At 66.2% G+C, this 23,083-nt stretch carries 15 protein-coding genes; 8 read left to right on the forward strand and 7 right to left on the reverse strand.

The genetic code is table 11. The features are described 5' to 3' along the window. The first annotated feature begins 2 nt into the window (after positions 1 to 2). From LC407_RS09220 to LC407_RS09235, 4 genes are all read left to right on the forward strand, one after another. Positions 3 to 863 (forward strand): SH3 domain-containing protein, encoded by an 861-nt coding sequence (locus LC407_RS09220; RefSeq protein ID WP_080150552.1) that lies wholly within the window; start codon positions 3 to 5, stop codon positions 861 to 863. Between the two features lie 184 nt (positions 864 to 1,047). Then, positions 1,048 to 1,971 carry an SH3 domain-containing protein gene (locus LC407_RS09225; protein WP_139784994.1) on the forward strand — a complete coding sequence of 308 codons (924 nt, stop codon included), beginning with the start codon at positions 1,048 to 1,050 and terminating at the stop codon, positions 1,969 to 1,971. A gap of 109 nt (positions 1,972 to 2,080) precedes the next feature. Further along, a complete protein-coding gene (locus LC407_RS09230; RefSeq protein WP_025874311.1) occupies positions 2,081 to 3,799 on the forward strand; it encodes a thiamine pyrophosphate-dependent enzyme in 1,719 nt (572 codons plus the stop codon). Positions 3,800 to 4,451: 652 nt separating this feature from the next. Beyond that, positions 4,452 to 6,059: a hypothetical protein gene (locus LC407_RS09235; RefSeq protein ID WP_223482712.1), complete on the forward strand. Its 1,608-nt coding sequence runs from the start codon at positions 4,452 to 4,454 to the stop codon at positions 6,057 to 6,059. Positions 6,060 to 6,118: 59 nt separating this feature from the next. On the opposite strand, the gene LC407_RS09240 is transcribed toward LC407_RS09235, so the two are convergent. Beyond that, positions 6,119 to 6,829, reverse strand: a complete 711-nt coding sequence (locus LC407_RS09240; RefSeq protein WP_223482713.1) for a glutathione S-transferase — start codon at positions 6,827 to 6,829, stop codon at positions 6,119 to 6,121. A gap of 149 nt (positions 6,830 to 6,978) precedes the next feature. Between LC407_RS09240 and LC407_RS09245 the strand changes: the two genes are divergently transcribed. Further along, positions 6,979 to 7,794 carry a DUF3014 domain-containing protein gene (locus tag LC407_RS09245; protein ID WP_223482714.1) on the forward strand — a complete coding sequence of 272 codons (816 nt, stop codon included), beginning with the start codon at positions 6,979 to 6,981 and terminating at the stop codon, positions 7,792 to 7,794. A 180-nt stretch (positions 7,795 to 7,974) separates the two neighbouring features. Beyond that, positions 7,975 to 10,560, forward strand: a complete 2,586-nt coding sequence (gene clpB, locus LC407_RS09250; RefSeq protein WP_032975152.1) for an ATP-dependent chaperone ClpB — start codon at positions 7,975 to 7,977, stop codon at positions 10,558 to 10,560. 84 nt (positions 10,561 to 10,644) lie between these two features. On the opposite strand, the gene LC407_RS09255 is transcribed toward clpB, so the two are convergent. From LC407_RS09255 to LC407_RS09265, 3 genes are all read right to left on the reverse strand, one after another. Beyond that, positions 10,645 to 11,445: a MipA/OmpV family protein gene (locus LC407_RS09255; RefSeq protein ID WP_223482715.1), complete on the reverse strand. Its 801-nt coding sequence runs from the start codon at positions 11,443 to 11,445 to the stop codon at positions 10,645 to 10,647. Between the two features lie 141 nt (positions 11,446 to 11,586). Beyond that, on the reverse strand, positions 11,587 to 12,876 hold the full coding sequence (locus tag LC407_RS09260) for an ATP-binding protein (protein WP_223482716.1): 1,290 nt from the start codon (positions 12,874 to 12,876) through the stop codon (positions 11,587 to 11,589). Next, positions 12,873 to 13,607 (reverse strand): response regulator transcription factor, encoded by a 735-nt coding sequence (locus LC407_RS09265; protein WP_025874693.1) that lies wholly within the window; start codon positions 13,605 to 13,607, stop codon positions 12,873 to 12,875. The genes LC407_RS09260 and LC407_RS09265 overlap by 4 nt, the downstream gene beginning before the upstream one ends. Before the next feature lie 180 nt (positions 13,608 to 13,787). Between LC407_RS09265 and LC407_RS09270 the strand changes: the two genes are divergently transcribed. Continuing rightward, positions 13,788 to 15,074: an aminotransferase class V-fold PLP-dependent enzyme gene (locus LC407_RS09270; protein WP_025874692.1), complete on the forward strand. Its 1,287-nt coding sequence runs from the start codon at positions 13,788 to 13,790 to the stop codon at positions 15,072 to 15,074. Positions 15,075 to 15,565: 491 nt separating this feature from the next. Here the strand turns inward: LC407_RS09270 and ybaL are convergent, their stop codons facing one another. Next, the gene (gene ybaL, locus LC407_RS09275) at positions 15,566 to 17,266 is read right to left on the reverse strand and encodes a YbaL family putative K(+) efflux transporter (RefSeq protein ID WP_025874691.1); all 1,701 of its coding nucleotides are present in this window, start codon (positions 17,264 to 17,266) and stop codon (positions 15,566 to 15,568) included. Between the two features lie 158 nt (positions 17,267 to 17,424). Then, on the reverse strand, positions 17,425 to 19,812 hold the full coding sequence (locus LC407_RS09280; protein ID WP_180830795.1) for a TonB-dependent receptor: 2,388 nt from the start codon (positions 19,810 to 19,812) through the stop codon (positions 17,425 to 17,427). A gap of 334 nt (positions 19,813 to 20,146) precedes the next feature. Between LC407_RS09280 and LC407_RS09285 the strand changes: the two genes are divergently transcribed. After that, complete coding sequence (locus LC407_RS09285; RefSeq protein WP_025874689.1) at positions 20,147 to 22,012, forward strand: ABC-F family ATP-binding cassette domain-containing protein; 1,866 nt, start codon at positions 20,147 to 20,149, stop codon at positions 22,010 to 22,012. A gap of 91 nt (positions 22,013 to 22,103) precedes the next feature. Here LC407_RS09285 and ampR read toward each other — a convergent pair whose 3' ends face one another. Continuing rightward, a complete protein-coding gene (gene ampR, locus LC407_RS09290) occupies positions 22,104 to 22,967 on the reverse strand; it encodes a LysR family transcriptional regulator AmpR (protein ID WP_025874688.1) in 864 nt (287 codons plus the stop codon). Positions 22,968 to 23,083: the final 116 nt, after the last annotated feature.

The raw sequence follows: 23,083 nt of genomic DNA on the forward strand, positions 1-23,083 counted from the left end.
CGATGACACCCAGGGATGTGCTGATGACCGTGATGCTGGCCGGTCTGTTGGCGCCGGCGGCGCAGGCGCAGGACGAGGACCGGGGCCCGCTGCGGTTTTCGCCGGCAGCGGGCGTGCAGGCGTCGGTAGAGGTACAGGAGGACGGCATGCTAGCCGTGCTCCTGCAGCCGGCAGGGAAGCGGCAGCGCCTGCCTGGCGCGCCGGACGCCGAGGGACATTCGCGCCTGGGCGCAGAGGACCTCGATTTCGACGGGCGTCCCGAGCTGGTTGCGCGCGCGGCGGTGGGCATGGTCAATGAGGCCGTTGCGGTCTATCGCTTCGACGTGGGCAGCGGTGAGTTCCGCGCACTGAAGGCGGTGACCCATGGACACGACCAGTGCGGTGACCTGATGGGCCTTACCGCCGACGCCGCCACGCGCACGCTGACCGCCAGCTGCCGCAGTGGGCCGATGTGGTACACCGACGTGTATCGCTTCAACGGACCGCAGCTCTATCTGTACCGCGGTGAGAGCGTGTTGATGCTGGGCGATACGCTGAACCGGGCGCTGCACTGGGAAGAGACCGAGAATCAAGGACCACTGGCGGTGTGGCGTACCTACGATCCCTCCGGCAAGGTGCTGGAAAGCGCCATCGGCGACGGGCTCGGCGCACCAGCAAGCGGTGCGCCGCTGGTGGGGCTGATGGCGAGCGTGCTGCCTGCGCGCCTGTTCCTGTTCGACCGCCCTGGTGCATCGAGCACGCAGCGCTACTTGGTGCAGGGTGATCGCGTGGAGATGCTGGATGAGCAGGATGGTTGGGTGAAGCTGCGTTATCGCAACCCGAAGCGCGGCGCGGTGACGGGGTGGATCAACGTCAACGATTGACGGAAGTAAAGTGCCTGGCTGGATGACCTGATCTCCAGTGGCTGATGATGTATCCCCTCCGAATGCGAACCTTCCCTCGAGTCTGCAACAAATTTCGGATTTCTTGCATGGAATCGCATGACTCTGCGTCACACGATGATCGAATCGGCTGACAAGCCCGGTTCTGCGTGGGTGGAGGAAAACGTTGATCATCGATGTGCTGACACACCTGAGGCGGTTACGTGAACAAGGAAATTCGCGGTCCATTGCGGCAATACTCTGTCTGATTCTCCTGCAGGTTGGCCTATCGCAGCCCGGTGAGGCCAGGCCGAAGCCAATCGTGGAACAAACCCAGCTTTCGTTCGAAGTTGCACCAAGAATGCTTGTAAAGGTTGTCCATCACCAAGATGGGGACATCCAGGTCCACCTTCCCGCGGGCGCGAAACAGCACCTGGCTCGCGCTGGATCCGAGTCGCCCGGCCTGGAAATAGAGCTGAGCGCTTTGGATGTGGACTTCGACGGCCGCCTCGACCTGGTGGTGCAGGTCCCCGTTGGAATGGTCAATTATTCAACGGCGGTCTATCGGTTCGACCTGGGGCTTGGCGAGTTCGTAAAAATGCCCGTCATCCGTAAGGCTGATCGGAGTTGCGGAGAGTTCGGATTGATCGAACTGGACTCCGATCAGCAGGTGCTCCGTAGCCGTTGCCGGAGTTCAATCTGGCGTACCGATGTGTACCGGCCTTCCGGTGGAGCACTGTACCTGTTCCGGTCCGAGCGTATGCTCACGTTGCCTACGTTGGATGGGAAAGTGCTGAGCTTGGAGCCGAGGCGATTTGGTGGTCCACTTGCCGTCTGGAGCAGCCACTCGCCTGCCGCAGAGATTCTTGAGCGGGCCATCAACGATGGTCTTTCCGTGCCTGACAACGGTAGGCCATTGGTGCCATTGGCAGCCCGTGTAGTGCCCATGCGCCTGTTGCTGTTCGACCGCCCTGGTGCACCGAGCACGCAGCGCTACTTGGTGCAGGGTGATCGCGTGGAGATGCTGGATGAGCAGGATGGTTGGGTGCAGGTGCGCTACCGCAACCCGAAGCGCGGCGCGGTGACGGGGTGGATCAACGTCAACGATTGACGGAAGCCCTGCCCGGAGTTTGCACGACAGGGCGATCGGCCTCTTGCCCACGGGAGCATCACTTCATCGGGACTAGCCTCGGGGTTCCCCCTTGCAAGGTTGTAGTCCCATGAGCAAGCGCGTCGCCGAGATCGTTGTCGATACCCTGCAGCAGGCGGGCGTCCGCCGTTGTTATGGCATCGTCGGCGACACCCTGAACCATGTCACCGACGCACTGCATCGCAGTGAGATCGAGTGGGTGCATGTCCGCCATGAAGAGGTCGCGGCGTTCGCGGCCGGTGCCGATTCATTGATCAGCGGCCAGCTGACCGCCTGCGCGGGTTCGTGCGGTCCTGGCGGTCTGCACTTCATCAACGGCATCTTCGAGAGCAACCGCAACCGCGCGCCGATGGTGCTTATCGCCAGCCAGGTGGTCACCAGCGAACTGGGCATGGAGTTCCCGCAGGAAGTGGATTTCAAGGCGGTGTACGGCAGCTGCACCGTGTTCTGCGAGCAGGTGCACAGCCCGGCCCAGGCACGGCGCGTGGTGGCGCTGGCCTGCCAGGCGGCGATCAGCCGCCGCGGTGTGGCGGTGGTGATCCTGCCGGCCGACATCAGCGAAGCGGAAGTGAAGCACGATGTGCCGTTCTCGGTGCATTACACCCAGCCGGTGCTGCGCCCCTCCGAGGCCGAGCTGCAGCACATCGCCGAACTGCTGGGGCAGGGCAAGCGTATCGGCATCTATGCCGGCGCCGGTTGCCAGGGGGCACATGCGCAGCTGCTGGAACTGGCGCGGCGCCTGCAGGCACCGGTGGCGCACACATCGCGTGCGAAGGACTTCGTCGAACCGGACAACCCGTACAACATGGGCATGACCGGAGTCTTCGGCATCGAATCCGGGTTCCACACGTTGATGGAGTGCGACACGCTGCTGCTGCTCGGCGCGGATTTCGCCTGGGGCCAGTTCTATCCGGACAAGGCCACGATCATCCAGGTCGACCGCGACGGCAGCCACCTCGGTCGACGCCATCCGGTGAACCTGGGCGTGGTCGGTGATATCGCTCCGACACTGGACGCGCTGCTGCCGATGCTGCCTCCGCGCGAAGACAGCAGTTTCCTGGACGAATGCATCGAGCACCGCGACAAAGCGCTGAAGAAGCGCGAGCAGGAGGAGCAGCCGGGTGAGGGCGAGCTGATCCATCCGCAGCACCTGACCGCGCTGCTGTCGAAGTACGCTACCGACGATGCGCTGTTCACCGCGGATGGTGGCTCGCCGATGGTGTGGGTGCTGCGGCACATCCGGGTGAACGGCCGGCGCCGCACGCTGACCAGCCTGCTGCACGGCACGATGGCCAACGCGATGCCGCAGGCGCTGGGTCTGCAGAAGGCCTTCCCGGGGCGGCAGGTGATTTCGTTGTCCGGCGATGGTGGGTTGGCGATGTTGCTGGGCGACCTGCTGACCGCGGTGCAGGAGAACCTTCCGATCAAGGTGGTGGTGTTCAACAACGGCTCGCTGAATTTCGTCGAGCTGGAGCAGAAGGTGGAAGGGCTGCTGGACAACTACACCGACCTGAAGAATCCGGATTTCGGGCGGTTGGCCGAGGTGATCGGCTTCCATGGCCGCACGGTGACCCGCAGCGAGGACCTGGAAGAAGCGGTGCAGGATTTCCTGGCCCAGCGTGGGCCGGCGCTGCTGGATGTACACACCAGTCGCGCGGAGCTGGTGATGCCGCCGCAGATCGAGGCCAAGCAGGTGGCGGGCACGGCGTTGTATGCGGCCAAGGCAGTGCTGAGTGGTCGCATCGACGACGTGAAGCATCTGCTGGTGGACAACTTCCTGAAGAAGTGAGGGTTGGGGTCTGATGCAGGGCTGCGCCCTGCACCCGCCGAATCAACGTCAACGTCAAAAGCGGGGTATCGGTGGGATGGCGGGGTGGGTCCGGTTGCGGGGGACGCCGTGAATACGTCCCTGTAGGCTTGGCCGCGGCATCCATGCCGCGGACACCCCCGCAACCGGACCCACCCCGCCTTCGACAGATTTCCGCGATCTGTTGGGATGGCATGACCTGCTCTTGGTGGGTGTCGACCTTGGTCGACACGGTAGATCCACGCAATGCGTGGATGTCTGTCGGTAGTGCCGGCCGCTGGCCGGCAACCAAGCAGATGCCCGCGATCGGGCACTTGAGAGCGCAGCGACCGGCTTCTGCTTTTGATCTTTTGATTCTCTTCCGTGGCTGGCGCCCGCAGGAAACTGTCCGTGGCCGGGCGGGGTGGGCTGCGCAGGACCGTTGGCGCCATGGATGGCGCCATCGAGCCCCCATGGACGGGTTTACGGCGTGTCCTGCGCAGCCCACCCCGCACGACCCACTCCGATAGGCCGCTTTCAGCGACCAGCCACGAGGGGCTCCGCCGTTGGCTGGAACCCATCATTCCACTCGGGAATTGGCGCGCCGGCCCCGCTGGGCCTACCATCGGCGGTCCCCACCCCCACCGCCCCTTCCATGTCCGCTCCCGCTTCCACCGCGCCGCGCCGCTGGTTCGTCGCTGGCGACTTCAATGGCTTTTTCGGCCTGGTCGTCGACAACCTCTCCATCCTCGGTTTCATCGCCATGGCCCTGGTCGGGATGTTCCAGTTCCCCGCCGACGTGGTCTTCGGCCGCATGTTCCCCGGCACCGCCCTGGGCGTGCTGGTCGGCAACCTGCTGTACACCCTGATGGCACGGCGCCTGGCCGCGCGTACCGGGCGCGACGACGTCACCGCCATGCCGCTGGGCCTGGATGCACCGACCAGCATCGGCATGGCGCTGCTGGTGCTGGGCCCGGCCTTCCTGGCCTTCAAGCAGCAGGGTTTGGACCCGCATGCCGCCGCCATCGCCACCTGGCAGCTGGGCATGGCCTCGCTGGTCATCATGGGCGTGCTCAAGCTGATCCTGTCCTTCTTCGGTGAAGCGGTGACCCGCGCGCTGCCGCGCGCTGCGCTGCTGGGTTCCATCGCGGGCATCGCACTGGTGCTGATGGGCCTGCTGCCGTTGCTGGAGACCCTGCGCTCGCCGCTGGTGGGCTTCACCACGCTGGGCCTGCTGCTGTACGTGCTGATCGCCAAGGGCAAGCTGCCGCTGCGCGGCCCCGGTGTGCTGCTGGCCTTCGTGTTCGGCACCGTGCTGTATTACGGGCTCGGCCTGGCCGGCCTGGGTGTGCCCGGCTTCCAGATTCCGGCCTGGGTGCCGCCGCAGGTGGTGCTGCCGCTGCCGACGCTGGGCTTCATCGAGGGCCTGCCGACCGCGATGACCTACCTGCCGCTGCTGTTGCCGTTCGGCTTGCTGATGGTGGTCGGTGGCATCAACGTATCCGAGAGCGCGCGCGCGGCCGGCGATGACTACCGCACCCGCGACATCCTGCTGGTGGAGGCGGCGGCCACGCTCGTCGCCGGCGTCTGCGGTGGCGTTGCGCAGACCACCCCGTACATCGGCCAGCCGGCCTACAAGCACATGGGCGCGCGCAGCGGCTACACGCTGCTGACCGGCCTGTTCGTCGGCATCGGCGGCATGCTCGGCATCATTTCCGGGCTGGTGCAGTGGCTGCCGCTGGCGGTATTGGCGCCGATCATCGTGTACGTGTCGATCGACATCACCACCCAGGCGTTCCAGGCGACGCCGCGCCAGCATGCCGGGGCGATGGTGCTGGGCTTCCTGCCGTCGGCGGCCTACCTGCTGGCGATCAAGGCGCCGGGCTGGATTCCGGCCGAGCAGATGGGCGCGCTGCTGACCCACGTCGATGGCCACGGCCTGCCGGAGCTGGCGGTGATCTTCGCGCTGGGCAACGGCTTCATCATCACTTCGATGCTGTGGATCGCCACCGTCGCAGCGATGGTCGATGGACGCCTGCGCCGCGCCTGCGGCTTCCTGCTGGTGGCGGCGGTGCTCACCCTGTTCGGCCTGATCCATTCGGTGGATCCGCGCGGCGGCATCTACCTGCCGTGGGATCTGCAGGGCCTTGCCCGCGTCATCAGCTGGCAGTTCGCCGGTGCCTATGTGGCGCTGGCCATCCTGCTGGGGCTGCTGTCGCTGCAGAAGCAGGCGGTGAAGCCGCTGGCTGAAAACGCCCATTGACCGGTAGCGCCGGGCCATGCCCGGCGTTGGGTTGCGCTGCCGCCGGGCATGGCCCGGCGCTACTTCTCGCCATCCAGTTCCGGGTAATGCCGGAAGATGCCGTTGGTGTTGAAGGCAAGCCGCCGTTCCGAAGCGAGATAGGCGGCGATGCCGGGCCGTTGTTCCACCCGGTCCTTCAGCGCGCGCAGCAGTGGCAATGTCGGCCACAGCGCCTGCATGCGGCGTGGGAACATGTAGTCCAGCCCGCTCAGCAACTGGAACAGCGACAGGTCCACGTAGGAGTGTTCGCGCAGCGGGTGGCGACCGCCATTGGCCTTCAGCACCTGCTCGAAGTATCCGAGGAATTTCGGCAGGCGCTCATCGCGCATCGCTGCCGCACGCGCCCTGGCCTCGCTCTTCTGGTCTTCGTAGTACTTCGACGCGGCGATCGGATGGTGGGTGTCGTGCACTTCGGCCACCAGATCGGCGATGGTCAGCTGCAACTGCAGCGCCTGCATGCGCCGCGAGGCGGCCTGCGGAACCAGATCCAGCGTCGGGCCGAGGAAATCGAGAATGGCCGCGACCTGCGCGATGACCTGTCGCCCCGCCTTCAGGAACGGTGGCGCGAAAGGTTGCGCACCTTCGCTGTGGCCATCGAGGAACGGCTGCATCACGGCGTCGCCGTGCACACGCGCCATGTCCACGTAATCGGCGCCGGCATCTTCCAGCGCCAGCCGCACGAATTCGCCACGGCCCTGGATGCCGGTCCAGTAGTACAGCGCGTACTGCATGAAGGCTTCTCCACCCAACAGGAACAGCAGGGTCGCGCGTACCGCGCAAAGCAGGCGTGAACCACAACGGCAGCGGAATGGCTGGGGAACCCCGCCGAATCAGGGCAGTCACACCTTGTCCATGCAGCTGAAAGGCGAGGTTCTGCATCATGCAGAGTGGAAAAGTGGTCTGGCCCTGGGTTCTGGGCGTGGTGGTGGTGGGCGGCGCGGGCACGTGGTTGTTCCGCGACCAGTTGCAGCACCTGGCAGATGGCGTAGCGGTGCCGGAGCAATCCGCGCCGACCTCCGCAGGTGCCGCACCGAAGCCCGCTGCTACGCAGGAACCCGCGCCCTCTCCGATCAAGCATCCGCTGGATTCCGAGGCCGCCGCCGACCCTGCGTTGCCGAACCTGGCCGACAGCGATGCCGCCGCCTGGAGCACATTGAGCGAACTGTTCAAGGGCGAGGGCGCGTTGACTGCGCTGTTGCGCGATCACCTGATCCAGCGCATGGTCACCCAGGTCGACAACCTGGACAAGGCCAGTGTGCCGCCTACCGCGCTGGCCTTCCGGCCGCTACCGGGCAGCCTGCAGGTGGAGCCGCGCGAGGGCGGCGAACGCATCGCCGCGGCCAATGCAGCGCGCTATGCGCCCTATGTGCAGGCCTTCACTGCGCTCGACCCGGCGGCGGCGGCCCACGCGTACAAGCGCTTCTATCCGTTGATCCAGCAGGCGTATGTCGATCTGGGCCGTCCTGACGGGTATTTCAATGATCGCCTGGTAACGTTGATCGACCACCTGCTGGACACCCCGGAGCTGGCCCAGGCGCCACTGCTGCAGCGCGATGAGCGCGGCCGCTACCGCTTCGCCGATGCCGCCCTGCAGTCGCGCTCGATCGGGCAGAAGGCCTTGCTGCGCATGGACGTGGCGCAGGCGCGGGCGGTCAAGCAGCAGCTGCGGGCGATCCGGGCCGCGATCACCCATTGAGGCCTCCAGCGTGCGGTTCTGATCGGGATCAACGCGCCGACAACACCGCTTCCGGCATGCTGGCCACAGGCTGACTGGCCTTCGAATGCAGTCGCAGCCACCCTTGAAACGGGGTGGGGCAACCGCATCTCTCCAGCATCGCCGGCGCGGGCCGGCCAAGATGACCGATGAGGTTTCGCAATGCGGATGGACAAGCTCACCTCGCGTTTCCAGCAGGCGCTGGCAGACGCGCAGTCGCTGGCGGTAGGCCGCGACAACAGCATCATCGAACCGGTGCACGTGTTCAGTGCCCTGCTGGACCAGCAGGGGGGCAGCACCCGGCCGTTGCTGGCCCAGGCCGGCGTCAACGTGCCGGTGCTGCGCGAACGCCTGGACGAGGCGCTTGAAGCGCTGCCGAAGGTGTCCGGCCAGGCCGGCAACCTGTCGATCGGCAACGACCTCAACCGCCTGCTCAACCATACCGACAAGCTGGCCCAGCAGAACGGTGATGCCTTCATCGCCAGCGAGTGGTTCGTGCTGGCCGCACTGGAAGACGGCGGCACGCTGGGCATGGCGATGCGCGCTGCCGGTGCCGACAAGGCGCGCCTGCAGACCGCCATCGACAAACTGCGTGGTGGCGAGAACGTGCAGTCGGAGAACGCCGAAGAGCAGCGGCAGGCGCTGGAGAAATACACCATCGACCTGACCGCACGCGCCGAGAGCGGCAAGCTCGACCCGGTGATCGGTCGCGATGAAGAAATCCGCCGCACCATCCAGGTGCTGCAGCGTCGCACCAAGAACAACCCGGTGCTGATCGGCGAACCTGGCGTGGGCAAGACCGCGATCGTCGAAGGCCTGGCCCAGCGCATCATCAATGACGAAGTGCCTGAAGGCCTGCGCGGCAAGCGTGTGCTGTCGCTGGACATGGGCGCGCTGATCGCCGGCGCGAAGTTCCGCGGTGAATTCGAAGAGCGCCTGAAGGGCGTGCTCAACGACCTGGCCAAGAGTGAAGGCCAGATCATCCTGTTCATCGACGAGCTGCACACCATGGTTGGCGCGGGCAAGGCCGACGGTGCGATGGATGCCGGCAACATGCTCAAGCCGGCACTCGCGCGCGGTGAACTGCACTGCGTCGGTGCGACCACGCTGGACGAGTACCGCAAGTACATCGAGAAGGATGCCGCGCTGGAGCGCCGCTTCCAGAAAGTCTTCGTGGGCGAGCCGACGGTGGAGGACACCATCGCGATCCTGCGCGGCCTGAAGGAAAAGTACGCGGTGCACCACGGGGTGGAGATCACCGACCCGGCCATCGTCGCTGCGGCCACCCTGTCCAACCGCTACATCACCGACCGCCAGCTGCCGGACAAGGCCATCGACCTGATGGACGAGGCCGCTTCACGGCTGCGCATGGAGATCGATTCCAAGCCGGAGGAACTGGACCGGCTGGAACGTCGCCTGATCCAGCTGAAGATCCAGCGCGAGATGCTGAAGAAGGAAAAGGACGACGCTTCGCGGCAGCGCCTGGCCGATCTGGAAAACGATATCGATGCGCTGGAGCGCGAGTTCTCCGATCTCAACGAAGTCTGGAAGTCGGAGAAGGCCGCGCTGCAGGGCACGACCAAGATCAAGGAACAGGTCGAGCAGGCCAAGGTTGAACTGGAGTCGGCCCAGCGTCGGCAGGATTTCGCGCGCATGAGCGAGATCCAGTATGGCGTGCTGCCGCAGCTGGAAAAGCAGCTGGCTGCCGCCCAGGAAGTGGAGAACCACGACTTCAAGCTGGTGCAGGACCGTGTCACCGACGAGGAGATCGCCGAGGTCGTCTCGCGCTGGACCGGCATCCCGGTCAACAAGATGCTCGAAGGCGAGCGTGACAAGCTGCTGCGCATGGAAGAGGTGCTGCACAACCGCGTGGTCGGCCAGGAAGAGGCGATCAAGGTGGTGTCCGACGCAGTGCGTCGTTCGCGCGCTGGCTTGTCCGATCCGAATCGACCGGGGGGATCGTTCCTGTTCCTGGGCCCGACCGGCGTGGGCAAGACCGAACTGTGCAAATCGCTGGCCGAGTTCCTGTTCGACAGCGCCGACGCGATGATCCGCATCGACATGAGCGAGTTCATGGAGAAGCACAGCGTCGCCCGCCTGATCGGTGCGCCCCCCGGCTACGTGGGCTATGAGGAAGGCGGTTACCTCACCGAGGCTGTGCGCCGTCGCCCTTATTCGCTGATCCTGCTGGACGAGGTGGAAAAGGCGCATCCGGATGTGTTCAACATCCTGCTGCAGGTACTGGACGACGGTCGCCTGACCGATGGCCAGGGCCGCACGGTGGACTTCCGCAATACCGTCATCGTGATGACCTCCAACCTGGGTTCGCACCAGATCCAGGACATGAGCGGCGATGACACGCCGGAGGCCTACACGCAGATGAAGGCGGCGGTGATGGGCGTGGTGCAGGCGCACTTCCGTCCGGAGTTCATCAACCGGTTGGATGACATCGTGGTGTTCCATCCGCTGGACAAGCAGCAGATCAAGCAGATCGCGCGCATCCAGATGCGTGGCCTGGAAAAGCGCCTGGCCGAGCGTGGCCTGAAGCTGGTGGTGTCCGATGCAGCGTTCGATCTGCTCGGCAACGTCGGCTTCGATCCGGTCTACGGTGCGCGTCCGCTGAAGCGTGCGATCCAGGCACAGCTGGAAAACCCGCTGGCGCAGAAGATCCTGTCCGGTGCGTTCGTCAACGGCGATACCATCGAAGTGGGCAACGACGGCGGCCATCTGGTGTTCGCCAAGGCCTGATGCGTGCAACGGGGCGCTGCATGATCGCAGCGCCCCGTCTCTTTGGCAGCGCGAACGTCGGTGTCCGACGCTCGCCGGCCATGCTCAGAACCGGTGCGTATACCCGGTCATCAACCCGAACTGGTTGGCCTTCTGCACGATCGGGCTGTCGGCGGCGTCGCCGAGCAGGCGGGTGCCTTCCACGGCGATGTACCAGTTGCCATTGCGACCAGCGCGATGGCTCCATTTCATGCCCAGCCCGGCGCTGACCAGGCCGGCCTTGGGCTTGTGCTGGGCGAACCCGGTGCGAGCGGCCTGGTCGGGGCTGACGCCGTACCAGGTCTGCATATAGCCGCGGTTGCCGTAGTCGGTGGAGACGCTGCCGCTGACCACGCCACCGGCCAGATCGAACAGCGGCATCTCCAGGTTCAGGTGGATCTGCTGGGTGGCAAGGCCGTTGTCGCCCTTGTCATCGTCTTTCAGCGTGTACTGCCAGGAACCACTCAACACCGCCTCACCCAGCGTATAGCCAGCCGCCAGGCCGACCAGGGGCCGGGTATCGATATCGCCCATGCCACGCAGGAAGTCCGAGCCGCCGAGGATCGAGTTCTTCTCGCGTCGGCTGCCGCTGCCGCCGACGTAGGCACGCACGCGGGTGTGTTCGCCGATCGCCGTGCCCCAACCCGCACCGCTGGTACCCAGAAACCAGCCTCCCGGCGAAGTCACGTCGAACGACAGCGTCGGTGCGGCCTGGAATTCCTCGCTGCCGCTGTAGCGCGGGGCAACGCCGCCACCGGCGGCAAGCTCGAAGGTCCAATGATCCTCCTTGGCATGCGCTGTGGACGTTGCGAACAAGGGCAGCAGGGCCAGGCCGAGCAGGGTGGGGAAACGGCGACGGTGGGACATGGCAACTCTCTACAGTGGGAGGAAATGCAGTGCGCGCATCCGGCGCGTGCTGCTGGGTCGACAGCGTGGCGGGATGCCACCGACCAATCCGTCCGCAGTTGTGCGGGAGTTGTAAGCAACTGTAAGCGCGGCCCGTGGCGTTCAGCTGGCAGCCAGTGGCCAGTGCATTTCCAGGCGTGCACCGCCCAGGGTCGCGCGTCCCACGCGCAGCTCGCCGTGGTGACGAACCGCGATGCGCCCGGCGATGGCCAGGCCAAGACCAAAGCCGCCGGTGTCGCGGCTGCGGCTGTCATCCAGGCGGGTGAACGGGCGCAACACCTTCTCGCGATCGCCTTCGGCAATGCCGGGGCCATCGTCATCCACGCGCAGGCAGGCCTTGCCGGCCACGCTGACCAGTGACACCTCCACACGGGTGCGTGCATAGCGCATCGCGTTGCCGACCAGGTTGCTCAGGGCCAGCTGCAGCAGGCGTGGCTCGGCATCCACGCGTGGCAGCGCGCTGGGCCAGACCTGCAGCACCAGGCCCGCGCGCTCGGCATCGCGCCGTGCGTCTTCCATGCAGGCCTGCAGCCAGTCATTCGCCTCGATCCGCTGCATGGGCTCGGCGTCGTTGGGATGCTCCAACCGCTCATAGGCCAGCAGTTCGCTGACCAACCGGTTGAGCTCGGCCAGATCACCATGCAGGCCGGCAGCGAGGTGTGCCCGCCGCGCCGGGTCGTTGCTGTCCTGCATCAGATCCAGGCCGAAGGCCAGGCGTGCGATCGGCGTGCGCAGCTCGTGGGAAATGGCATGGGTAAGATCGCGCTGCCGTTGCACCAGTTCGGCCACGCGCGCGGCCATGCGGTTGGAATGCTCGACGATGACCCGGATCTGCGAACGTGGCGATACCTGCGCACGCGCCTGCAGATCGCCGGCACCGATGCGATCGGCATGACCCCGCAGCGCTTCCAGGTCGCGCCACAGCAGGCGTACCCAGGCATACAGGCAGGCGCCGACCAGCAGCAGGATGCACAGGTAGGCGGCGGCGGTCATGTACAGGGTCATCTGCACCTCGCCGGGAAGGCGCAGCTGCAGCCAGTGTCCGTCAGTCCCCTCGATGGGCAGCAGCACCTGCTGGTAGCTCTCACGGACGATGAAGCCGTCCCCGCGCAGGGCACTGCGCTCTTCGTCATCGAGCACGGGCGGTGCATCCAGCAGTGACAGCGCAATGCCGTAATGCGGCTGCCACTGCAGCAGGCGCTGCTGTTGCTGCTGGCGGTCCAGGCCGGCCAGTCCACTGCGCAACGCATACACCTGTCCGCGCACCTGTTCGACGAAGACACGTTCCTGCAGGGGCGTGTAGATGCGGTCCAGCAGGTGGTTGAGGCTGAACACCGACACCAGCAGGCAGCCGCCGGTGACGAACCACAACCATAGGAACAGGCGCTTCACGCCGACCAGGCCGAGGGGTTGAACTGGTAACCGCGGCCCCACACGGTCTTGATCCGGCGCGGTTCGCGCGCGTCATCGCCCAGCTTGCGGCGCAGCTTGCCGATGCAGACATCCACGCTGCGGTCCAGGCCATCGAAACCGATGCCGCGCGCCGCCTGCAGGATCTGGTCGCGCGAGAGGATCTGCCCGGGCTGGCTGGCCAGCAGCCAGAGGATCTCGAATTCGGTGGTGCCCAGTTCCACCGGCTGCCCATGCAGGTGGACCTCGCGCTGCACGCGATCGATCAGCAACTCGCCATGCATCAGCCTGCACGGCACCCCGGCAGGACCGCTGCCATGGCGGCGGCGCAGCAGCGCGCGCAGGCGCGCCAGCAGCAGGCGCGGCTCGATCGGCTTGTGCACGTAGTCATCGGCGCCGGACTCCAGGCCCAGCACCTGTTCGATATCGTCCTCGCACGCCGTCAGCATCAGGATCGGCACGTCGGAAAAGCTGCGGATCTGCCGGCACACGTCGATGCCACCGAGGCCAGGCAGCATCAGGTCCAGCACCACCAGTTCCGGCGCGTGCTGGCGGCAGGCCGCGCTGGCCAGGTCGCCACGCGGCACGTGCTGCACGGCAAATCCATGTTCGCTCAGGTAGTCGCTGACCAGCTCGGCCAGGCGGCGGTCGTCCTCGACCAGCAGCACCTGGGTCGGGTTGCCGGCGGCGGGAGTCCACGGGGAGGGCTGCATGGGTAGGGCGTCCTTGTCCGGGGCGAAGGGCCCGGCGGCGAAGCCTAGCAATGGCCCATGACGACTGCCTGAATCCCGGGCAACCTGATAACCGCCGGTACTGGCGTCATCGCCAGGGGCTCTCAATGGCGGTCGATGGCTGGCCTATGGTGGGCGTTTCCCCGGATGGAGCCTGGCGCAATGAGCGATCCGCAGTGGCAACTGGAAACCCTGGCCGTGCACGGCGGCTACCGCCCCGACCCGACCACCCGCGCGGTGGCGGTGCCGATCTACCAGACCGTGGCCTACGCATTCGATGACACCCAGCACGGGGCGGACCTGTTCGACCTGAAGGTGCCGGGCAACATCTATACGCGCATCATGAACCCCACCACCGACGTGCTGGAGCAGCGCGTTGCGGCGCTGGAAGGGGGCATCGGCGCGTTGGCACTAGCTTCCGGGCAGGCCGCGATCACCTACGCGATCCAGACCATTGCCGAGGCCGGCGACAACATCGTCGCTGCCAGTGCGCTGTATGGCGGCAGCCTCAACCTGCTGGCGCACACGCTGCCGCAGTACGGCATCCAGGCGCGTTTCGCAGATCCGGCAGATCCGTCCGCGTTCGCCGCGCTGATCGATGAACGCACCAAGGCGGTGTTCGTCGAATCGATCGGCAACCCGCGCGGCAACGTCACCGACATCGCCGCCATCGCCGAGGTCGCGCATGCGGCCGGTGTGCCGTTGATCGTCGACAACACGGTGGCCACGCCATTCCTGCTGCGCCCGTTCGAACATGGCGCCGACATCGTGGTGCACTCGCTCACCAAGTACCTCGGTGGCCACGGCACCAGCCTGGGCGGGGCGATCGTCGATTCCGGCCGCTTCGACTGGACGGCGCAGCCGCAACGCTTCGCCCGCTTGAACCAGCCCGATCCGAGCTATCACGGCGTGGTCTATACCGAAGCGCTCGGCGCGGCGGCCTACATCGGCCGGGCGCGGGTAGTGCCGTTGCGCAATACCGGCGCAGCGTTGTCACCGTTCAACGCCTTCCTGATCCTGCAGGGCATCGAGACCCTGGCGCTGCGCATGGAGCGGATCAACGCCAATGCGCTGGCTGTGGCGCAGTACCTGCGCGCGCATCCGAAGGTGGCGTGGGTGCGTTATGCCGGGCTGGCCGACGACCCCGAACACGCGGCGGCGCAGCGTTATCTGGGCGGCCATGGCTCCGGTGTACTGACCTTCGGCCTGCCGGGTGGGCGCGTTGCCGGCGCCCGCTTCCTCGATGCCCTGAAACTGTTCACCCGGCTGGTGAACCTGGGCGATGCCAAGTCACTGGCCACCCACCCGGCCTCGACCACCCATCGCCAGCTGGATGCGGCCGAACTGGCCAGGGCCGGGGTCAGCGAGGACACCGTGCGGCTGTCGATTGGCATCGAGCACATCGGTGATCTGCGCGCGGACCTGGAACAGGCATTGGCGGACGCCTGATGCCTGCTGGCTTGGTCGTCATCGCCAGAGGCGATCACCACCACTGCAGGAAAGCGTTACGGTAGAGACGCTCTCCAAGGGCGTGGCGATATCATCCCCGGCCGATGCGGGTCGGCCGGGGATTTTTTTGGGGGCAGCCAACCCAGGTAGATCCACGCCGTGCGTGGACGCATTTTGATGCACTGTCGAAATACTCGATTCCGATGGAGATCCATCCACGCATGGCGTGGATCTACCGTGTCGACCAAGGTCGACACCTACCAACAGCGGCACCGAACGCCGTACCCGCAGCTCGCTGAAATCTGTCGAAGGCGGGGTGGGTCTGGTTGCGGGGGCGTGAGCGCCATGGATGGCGCGACCGAGCTTACATGGACGTACTTGCAGCGTCCCCCGTAACCGGACCCACCCCGCCATCCCACGGAATGCCAGCTTTTGCCGTTGCCGTTGCCGTTGTTTCGGCGGGTGCAGGGCGCAGCCCTGCTGCACACCCCTCACACCACCGGGATGCTGTGCTGCCCAAGACTGCGGTACGGCGGGGTAGCCATCACCATTTCCGCCAGCGAGTAGGCCAGCTCGCGCTCGGCCATCACCGTGCCGTCGGCGCCGTGTTCAAGCAGATGCTTCACTTCGGCATCGCTGTGCGCACGCGCCAGCAGCGTCAGGTTGGGGTTGATCGCACGCAGCTTGGCCAAGGTCTCACCGGCTTCCAGCGGCTGCGGGATCGCCAGTACCGCGATCTTCGCGCGCTCGGGATGGGCTTCGGCCAGCACCTTGTCCGAGGCGGCGCTGCCGCGGATGCCGGGCAGGCCGGCGGCATGCGCCTCGGCCACGTGTTCCTTGTTGTCGTCGATGATCATCACCGGCACGCCACGGTCGCGCAGCACCTGCGCCAACGCACTGCCGACGCGGCCATAGCCGATGACGATGGCATGGTCGTGCAGGTCCAGCGACGGCCCCGGTGGCAGCTCGGTCTCCACCGCGGTGGGCGTGGTTTCCTGGTGCTTCAGCAGCCAGCGGTCGAGCAGGCCGAACACCAGCGGGTTGAGCATGATCGAGATCAGCGCGCCGGCCAGCACCAGCGCCTGGCCGGTCGGCGGCAGGATCTTCAGGGTCACGCCGAGGCCGGCAATGATGAAGGCGAACTCGCCGATCTGCGCCAGGCTGGCCGAGATCGTCAACGCGGTGCCGGTGGGGTGGCCGAACGCGCGCACGATGAAGAACGCCGCCGCCGATTTGCCGAACATGATGATGCCGGCGGTGGCCAGCACCTGCCACGGGTGCTCGATCAGGATGCCGGGATTGAACAGCATGCCCACCGAGACGAAGAACAGCACCGCGAACGCGTCGCGCAGCGGCAGGGAATCGCTGGCCGCCTTGTGGCTGAGTTCCGATTCATTGAGCAGCATGCCGGCGAAGAACGCGCCCAGCGCGAAGGACACACCGAACAGCATCGCCGAGCCGAACGCCACGCCCAGCGCGATCGCCAGCACCGACAGGGTGAACAGTTCGCGCGAGCCGGTACCGGCAATGCGCTCCAGGATCCACGGAATGACCCGGCGGCCGACCACCAGCATCACTGCCACGAACAGGCCCAGCTGCACGAACGTCCAGCCGATGCTGGCCAGCACGCTGCCGAGGGTGTGGTGTTCATTGGCCGCGTCGGGCCCGAACACACCGGCCATCACCGGCATCATCACCAGTGCCAGCACGCAGGCCAGGTCCTCGACGATCAACCAGCCGACCGCGATCTTGCCGCGCTGGGTTTCCAGCAGGCGGCGCTCTTCCATCGCGCGCAGCAGCACTACGGTACTGGCCGTGGCCAGCGCGAAACCGAACACCACGCCGTGGATGACCGGCCAGCCCATCAATGCCGCCAGGCCCCAGCCCAGCAGGGTAGCGACCAGGATCTGGCCGATGGCACCGGGAATGGCGATGGCCTTGACCGCCATCAGGTCCTTCAGCGAGAAGTGCAGGCCGACGCCGAACATCAGCAGCATTACGCCCAGTTCGGCCAGCTGGTTGGCCAGTGCCTGGTCGGCAACGAAGCCCGGCGTGAACGGACCGACGCAGATGCCAGCAACCAGGTAACCGACCAGAGGAGACAAGCGGAGCTTGTTGGCCAGCGCGCCGAAGATGAAGGCGAGCCCGAGACCAACGGCAACGATGTTGATCAGGTCGGTGTCATGGTGCATCGGCTCTCGCAGAAATCGGGGGGATGCCCCGATTTTCACCTAATGAGCCAAATGCGGCAAACCTTTAGAGCAAATAGGGTCAGATCCCTTTTCCTGCAGGAAAAGGGATCTGACCCCGGATGAACCCGCCGGGCAGGGCCCGGCGCGCCCGTTACCGCTTACCAGTTGTACTTGATCCGCCCGTACACATACGCGCCGTTGAAGCCGAACGGCGAGTAGTTGCTGTACGGCAGCATGCCGAAGGTCGAGTTCTGCAGGTCTTCGGTGCGGTCCGGGTACTCGTCCAGCAGGTTGTCGGCGCCCACCGTCAGCGTCCAGTTCGCACTCGGCTTGTAGCTGGCCGAGGCATCCAGCACCCACTTGTCGCCGTAGGTCTGGTCGCGCGCGGCGGTGGCCGAGTTGCGCACCGTGAACTCGCCGTAGCGGGTCGCCGCCAGGCCCAGTTCCCAGTGATCCGAACGCCAGGTGCCACTCAGGATCGTCTTGTCACGCGGATAACTGTCCTCGATGCGGCCGATCTCATCGCGGCCGATCAGCGACTGGGTCAGGCCCAGTGTGCCGAACACCGCCGGCGTGCCACCCACGCGCTGCACTTCGGTGTCGTTGTAGCTGTAGGCCGCGGTCAGTTCCAGGCTGCTGGCGCTGAACGGCACGGTGTAGCTGGACACGAAGTCGACGCCACGGGTGCGGGTGTCCAGGCCGTTGGTGAAGTACGAGAACGCAGTCACCTGCGGCAGGCCGAGCGTGGTCAGCAGCGCGCTGCTGGCGGCATTGGTGCTGATGCTGGACGACAGCGCGATGCGGTCGTCGATGTCGATCTGGTACGCGTCGACCGTGATGTACAGGCGATCCACCGGCTGCAGCACCAGGCCCAGGCTGTAGGAGGTGGAGGTCTCGGCCTTCAGCGGCGACGCGCCCAGTGCCTGTGCGGCCGGGCTGGTGGTCGGGAAGGTGCCGCGTTCAACGAACACGCCGTTGAGGAACTGGCTGGTCACCGCCTGGTAGCCCTGCTGGGCCAGCGACGGTGCGCGGAAACCGCTGGAGGCGGTGGCACGCAGCGCCACCTTGTCGGTGAAGGCATAGCGCGCCGACAGCTTGCCGGAGAAGCGGTCGCCGAAGTCCGAGTAATCCTCGTAACGACCAGTGACACCGGCGGAGAACTTCTCGCTCAGGTCCGCTTCCAGGCCCGCATAGACCGCGTAGTTGTGGCGGTCGGTATGCACTTCGTTGGTCGGGGTGAAGCCGCCGAAGCCCTGCGCACCGGTGCCGGTGTAGGAATTCAGCTCGCCCGGGTTCTGGTCCCACTTCTCGCGGCGGTACTCACCGCCGAAGGACAGCGTGACCGGATAGGCCAGGCCCCAGTCCAGCGACTTGGTCAGGTCGGCGTTGAAGATGTCCTGCTGGTACTTCAGCGTGCCGTCGTAGAACGAACGCGGGCTGGTCGCGCCCAGGCTGTAGTTGATGCTGTTGCGGGTGTGGAAATCCAGGGTGTTCTCGCCGTGGTTCAGGCTCAGGTCCCAGGTCCAGCCGTTGTCGGTGTTGCCTTTGACCCCGGCCACCAGCGAGCGGTCCTTGGAGTACTGGTTGATCTCCGGCACGTAGCCGTCGGGGTAGGTCTGCGCCAGCAGCGCGGTCTGTCCGTTGTGGTTGCGCGAACGGTAGAACGCGAACGAGGTGATGTCGCGGTTGCTGAGCAGCGCGCTCGCATAGCCGGTCACGTGGTCGCTGAAATCAAAGCTGGCATTGGCCGACGCCGCAGTGGCGTCCACGCGCGGGTCGCCGACGATGAAGGTGGTCTGGCCCACGGACGGGTAGTTAACGGTGTTCGGCGTGGTGCCGCGATAGGGGCCGGCGCGGTCGCTCTCGTCCTGCTGGCTGATCTGGCCGGCCACGTGCACGCGGCCACGGCCGTTGCCGAATTCCACGCCGGTATCGCCGGACAGCTGGTACTTGTTGCCGTCGCCGGCCGAATACTGGCCGTAGTCGACGGCCAGGCTGCCACCGCTGCCGCTGCCCTTGAGCACGATGTTGATGACGCCGGCGATGGCATCCGAACCGTACTGAGCCGAGGCGCCGTCACGCAGCACCTCGACGCGCTCGATGGCGGCGATCGGAATCGCGTTGATGTCCACCGCCGACGAACCGCGGCCGATGCTGCCGTTGACGTTGATCATCGCCGAGGTGTGGCGGCGCTTGCCATTGACCAGCACCAGCACCTGGTCCGGCGACAGGCCGCGCAGCTGTGCCGGGCGCACGCCGCTGGTGCCGTCGGTCAGCGCGGGGCGCGGGAAGTTCAGCGACGGCAGCGCGCGCGACAGCGCGGTGGCCAGCTCACCGGTACCGGTGGACTGCAGGATCTCGGGGGTGATGATGTCGATCGGCGACTGCGATTCGGCGACCGTGCGGTCGGCCACGCGGGTGCCGGTGACGATCACCGTATCCAGGGTGTTGGCGGCGGTGCCGGCCTGCTGGGCGGCGGCAACGAACGGAGAACCACCGAGTGCGACAGCGACGGCGGCGGCGATCAGGCTGGTCTTGCGGGTCATCGGGAGGGGGCTCCGGTTGGCGGGATGGCACCGGAATCGACATCACGGGGGTGAGGCGGACGACGGTTGTTGCGGTGCGCAATACAGGAATTAACGGGATATTCAGTGCCTGTCAAATGCCGGTCATCAGAAAAAACGTTGCAGCAGCAACCATTTAGCTGCGACAGGCGGTGACGGGGAAGGGGCCCGGGAGGCGCGCGGACAGGACGTGGGAGAGAGGAACGTCGGCCATCGCGCATCCCGGGGCGCGTCAAGTATTCGTTAACGTTAGAATTGCGTCGCAGGAACAGTGCTTACCAGCACATTCCATTCGGTTATATGGACGCCTCCCCCCATGATTTCGCTTCGTAATTTCGCCTTGCGCCGCGGCGAGCGGCTGCTGTTGTCCAATGTCGACCTGACCCTGCATGCCGGTTACCGGGTAGGCGTGGTCGGCCGCAACGGTGCTGGCAAGTCCAGCCTGTTCGCGGCGGTGAAGGGCGAACTGGAGGCCGACAAGGGTGACGTCGACCTGCCGGGCAAGATCCGCATCGCCAGCGTTGCCCAGGAAACCCCGTCCCTGCCGGACCCGGCGCTGAGCTTCGTGCTGGGCGGTGACATCGAAGTGGCTGCGGTGCTGGCTGCCGAAGCCGACGCCACCGCCCGCGAAGACTGGGAAGCGGTGGCCGAGGCGCATACGCGCATGGCCGAGCTGAACGCCTACGACGCCGAAGCGCGTGCCGGCAAGCTGCTGCATGGCCTGGGCTTCCCGGCCGAAACGCACCACCGCGCGGTGTCCTCGTTCTCCGGCGGCTGGCGCGTGCGCCTGAACCTGGCCCGCGCGCTGATGATGCCCAGCGACCTGCTGCTGCTCGACGAACCGACCAACCACCTGGATCTGGACGCGGTGTACTGGCTGGAACAGTGGCTGCTGAAGTACCCCGGCACCCTGCTGCTGATCTCGCATGACCGCGAGTTCCTCGACAACGTGGCCACCCACACCCTGCACCTGCACGGTGGTGGCGCCAAGCTTTACCCGGGCGGTTACACCGACTTCGAGCGCCAGCGTGCCGAACAGCTGCGCCAGCAGCAGATCGCGCATGAGAAGGAACAGGCCGAGCGCGCCCACCTGCAGAGCTTCATCGACCGCTTCAAGGCCCAGGCCAGCAAGGCCGCACAGGCACAGAGCCGGATGAAGCGCTTGGCCAAGCTGGCCGGTACCGAGGCGGTGCGCGCCGAGCGCGAATTCCGCATCGAGTTCGCACCGCCGGCCAAGCTGCCGTTCTCGCTGATCCGCCTGAACCACGTCGAGGCCGGCTACGGCAGCGATTCGGTGATCCTGCACAACGTCGGCTTCGGCCTGGAAGCGGGCCAGCGCATCGGCCTGCTGGGCCCCAACGGCGCCGGCAAGACCACCCTGGTGAAGACCCTGGTGGGCGAACTGGCACCGATTGCCGGCGAGCGCGCCGCGCACCCGGACCTGCGCATCGGCTACTTCGCCCAGCACACGGTCGAGTCGCTGCATGAAGGCCAGTCGCCGATGGAGCACTTCCGCGACCTGGCCCCGGATGCACCGAACCAGTCGTTCCGCGATTTCCTCGGCAAGTGGAATTTCCCGGGCGACCGTGCCTTTGAACCGGTGGATGGTTTCTCCGGTGGCGAGCGTGCACGCCTGGCGCTGGCATTGATCGCCTGGCAGCAGCCGAACGTGCTGTTGCTGGACGAACCGACCAACCACCTTGACCTGGAAATGCGCGAAGCCCTGGCCGAAGCACTGGCCGATTTCGACGGCGCGATCGTGATGGTTTCGCATGACCGCCACCTGATCGGCCTGGTCTGTGACACCTTCTGGCGTGTGGCCGACGGCGTGGTCGAACCCTTCGATGGTGACCTCGATGCCTACGCCGCCTGGCTGCGCACGCGCCCGCAGGCGCAGGGCACCAAGGCACGCATGGAGCAGGTGGAGGAACCGGTGGTGGTCACGACCGCACCGGTCGCGCAGGTGGTGCAGAAGAAGCCGGTCAACCCGCACAAGCTGGCCAGCGCCGAAGCCAAGGTCGCCGAGCTGGAAGGTGTGTTGGCCGAACTGGACCGGCAGCTTGCCGACTCGAGCAACTATGCCGATGCCACGCGCATGGCCGTGCTCGGCCGCGACCGCGAAGCCGCCGCCGCACAGCTGGAAAAGGCCGAAGCGGCCTGGATGGAACTGCTGGAGTCCTGATTCCATCGGTGGCGCCGGGCCATGCCCGGCGGCTTCTCCCGACCGCTGCGCTCGCCGGGCATGGCCCGGCGCTACCCGCGGCGCGCGTGTTTCATCCCTGCGCCTGCAGCCATTCGCGGAACCGCTTGGCCGGTTCCCGTTCGGCACGCGAGCGCAGACGGGTCAGCCAGTAGCGACCCAGTTCCAGCGTGGTGGCAAACGGCTGCAGCAGCCGGCCCTCGGCCAGGTCCGCTTCGAACATGCGCAACGGCAGCAGGGCAACGCCTGCGCCACCGGCCGCAGCTACCGCCAGCGTCAAGGACGAATCGAACACCGGTCCGCGTGCTTCCACGCCGTTGGCCCCGGCCATCTGCAGCCAGCGTGGCCATTCGTCGCTGCGGTACGAACGCAGCAGCGGCAAGGCCGCCAGGTCGCGCGGATGCTTCAGCCGCCGCGCCAGTGCCGGCGCGCACAACGGCGCGAACGGCGCGTCCAGGATCGCCGTGCAGGCCTGTCCCTGCCAGTCGCCATCGCCGAAACGGATCGCCAGGTCCAGGCCTTCACCGGCCAGGTCGATGCGGTTGTTGTGGGTCTGCAGCCGCAGTTCGATATCCGGGTGGGCCGCATCGAACGCGGCCAGCCGCGGCAGCAGCCAGCCGGTGGCGAAGGTGCCGACCACGCCGATCGTCAGCACTTCCCGCGCCGGGCCACCGGTGTAGCGGGCGATGCTGGCTGAAATGCGCTCGAAGGATTCATTGAGCACCGGGTACAGGGCTGCGCCTTCCTCGGTCAACGCCACGCCGCGGGGCAGGCGGTGGAACAGGCGGATACCCAGCCGGTCCTCCAGTCCGCGTATCTGGTGACTCAGCGCCGCCTGGCTGACGCAGAGTTCCAGCGCGGCGCGGGTGAAGTTCTGGTGCCGGGCAGCCGCTTCGAAGGCGCGCAACGCATTCAGCGAAAGGGTGGGGTGCAGCATGGGGACGTGTGAGGCAGGATGATGGCTGATGGTAGCGCCTTGCCATGGGCGTTGGATAAATAAAGGGTTTAATGCGTCATGCATGAATTAATCTCATGGCTGACGCTGAAAAAACG

Origin of the sequence: Stenotrophomonas sp. OVS01A (assembly GCF_019969775.1) — a bacterium.
GTDB classification, from domain to species: Bacteria; Pseudomonadota; Gammaproteobacteria; order Xanthomonadales; family Xanthomonadaceae; genus Stenotrophomonas; species Stenotrophomonas indicatrix.

Bases quoted from the DNA above. Each gene is read 5' to 3' on its own strand.
- LC407_RS09220 (WP_080150552.1), top strand. From the start codon at position 3: ATGACACCCAGGGATGTGCTGATGACCGTGATGCTGGCCGGTCTGTTG.
- LC407_RS09230 (WP_025874311.1), top strand. From the start codon at position 2,081: ATGAGCAAGCGCGTCGCCGAGATCGTTGTCGATACCCTGCAGCAGGCG.
- LC407_RS09235 (WP_223482712.1), top strand. From the start codon at position 4,452: ATGTCCGCTCCCGCTTCCACCGCGCCGCGCCGCTGGTTCGTCGCTGGC.
- LC407_RS09240 (WP_223482713.1), bottom strand. From the start codon at position 6,829: ATGCAGTACGCGCTGTACTACTGGACCGGCATCCAGGGCCGTGGCGAA.
- LC407_RS09245 (WP_223482714.1), top strand. From the start codon at position 6,979: ATGCAGAGTGGAAAAGTGGTCTGGCCCTGGGTTCTGGGCGTGGTGGTG.
- clpB (WP_032975152.1), top strand. From the start codon at position 7,975: ATGCGGATGGACAAGCTCACCTCGCGTTTCCAGCAGGCGCTGGCAGAC.
- LC407_RS09255 (WP_223482715.1), bottom strand. From the start codon at position 11,445: ATGTCCCACCGTCGCCGTTTCCCCACCCTGCTCGGCCTGGCCCTGCTG.
- LC407_RS09265 (WP_025874693.1), bottom strand. From the start codon at position 13,607: ATGCAGCCCTCCCCGTGGACTCCCGCCGCCGGCAACCCGACCCAGGTG.
- LC407_RS09270 (WP_025874692.1), top strand. From the start codon at position 13,788: ATGAGCGATCCGCAGTGGCAACTGGAAACCCTGGCCGTGCACGGCGGC.
- ybaL (WP_025874691.1), bottom strand. From the start codon at position 17,266: ATGCACCATGACACCGACCTGATCAACATCGTTGCCGTTGGTCTCGGG.
- LC407_RS09280 (WP_180830795.1), bottom strand. From the start codon at position 19,812: ATGACCCGCAAGACCAGCCTGATCGCCGCCGCCGTCGCTGTCGCACTC.
- LC407_RS09285 (WP_025874689.1), top strand. From the start codon at position 20,147: ATGATTTCGCTTCGTAATTTCGCCTTGCGCCGCGGCGAGCGGCTGCTG.
- ampR (WP_025874688.1), bottom strand. From the start codon at position 22,967: ATGCTGCACCCCACCCTTTCGCTGAATGCGTTGCGCGCCTTCGAAGCG.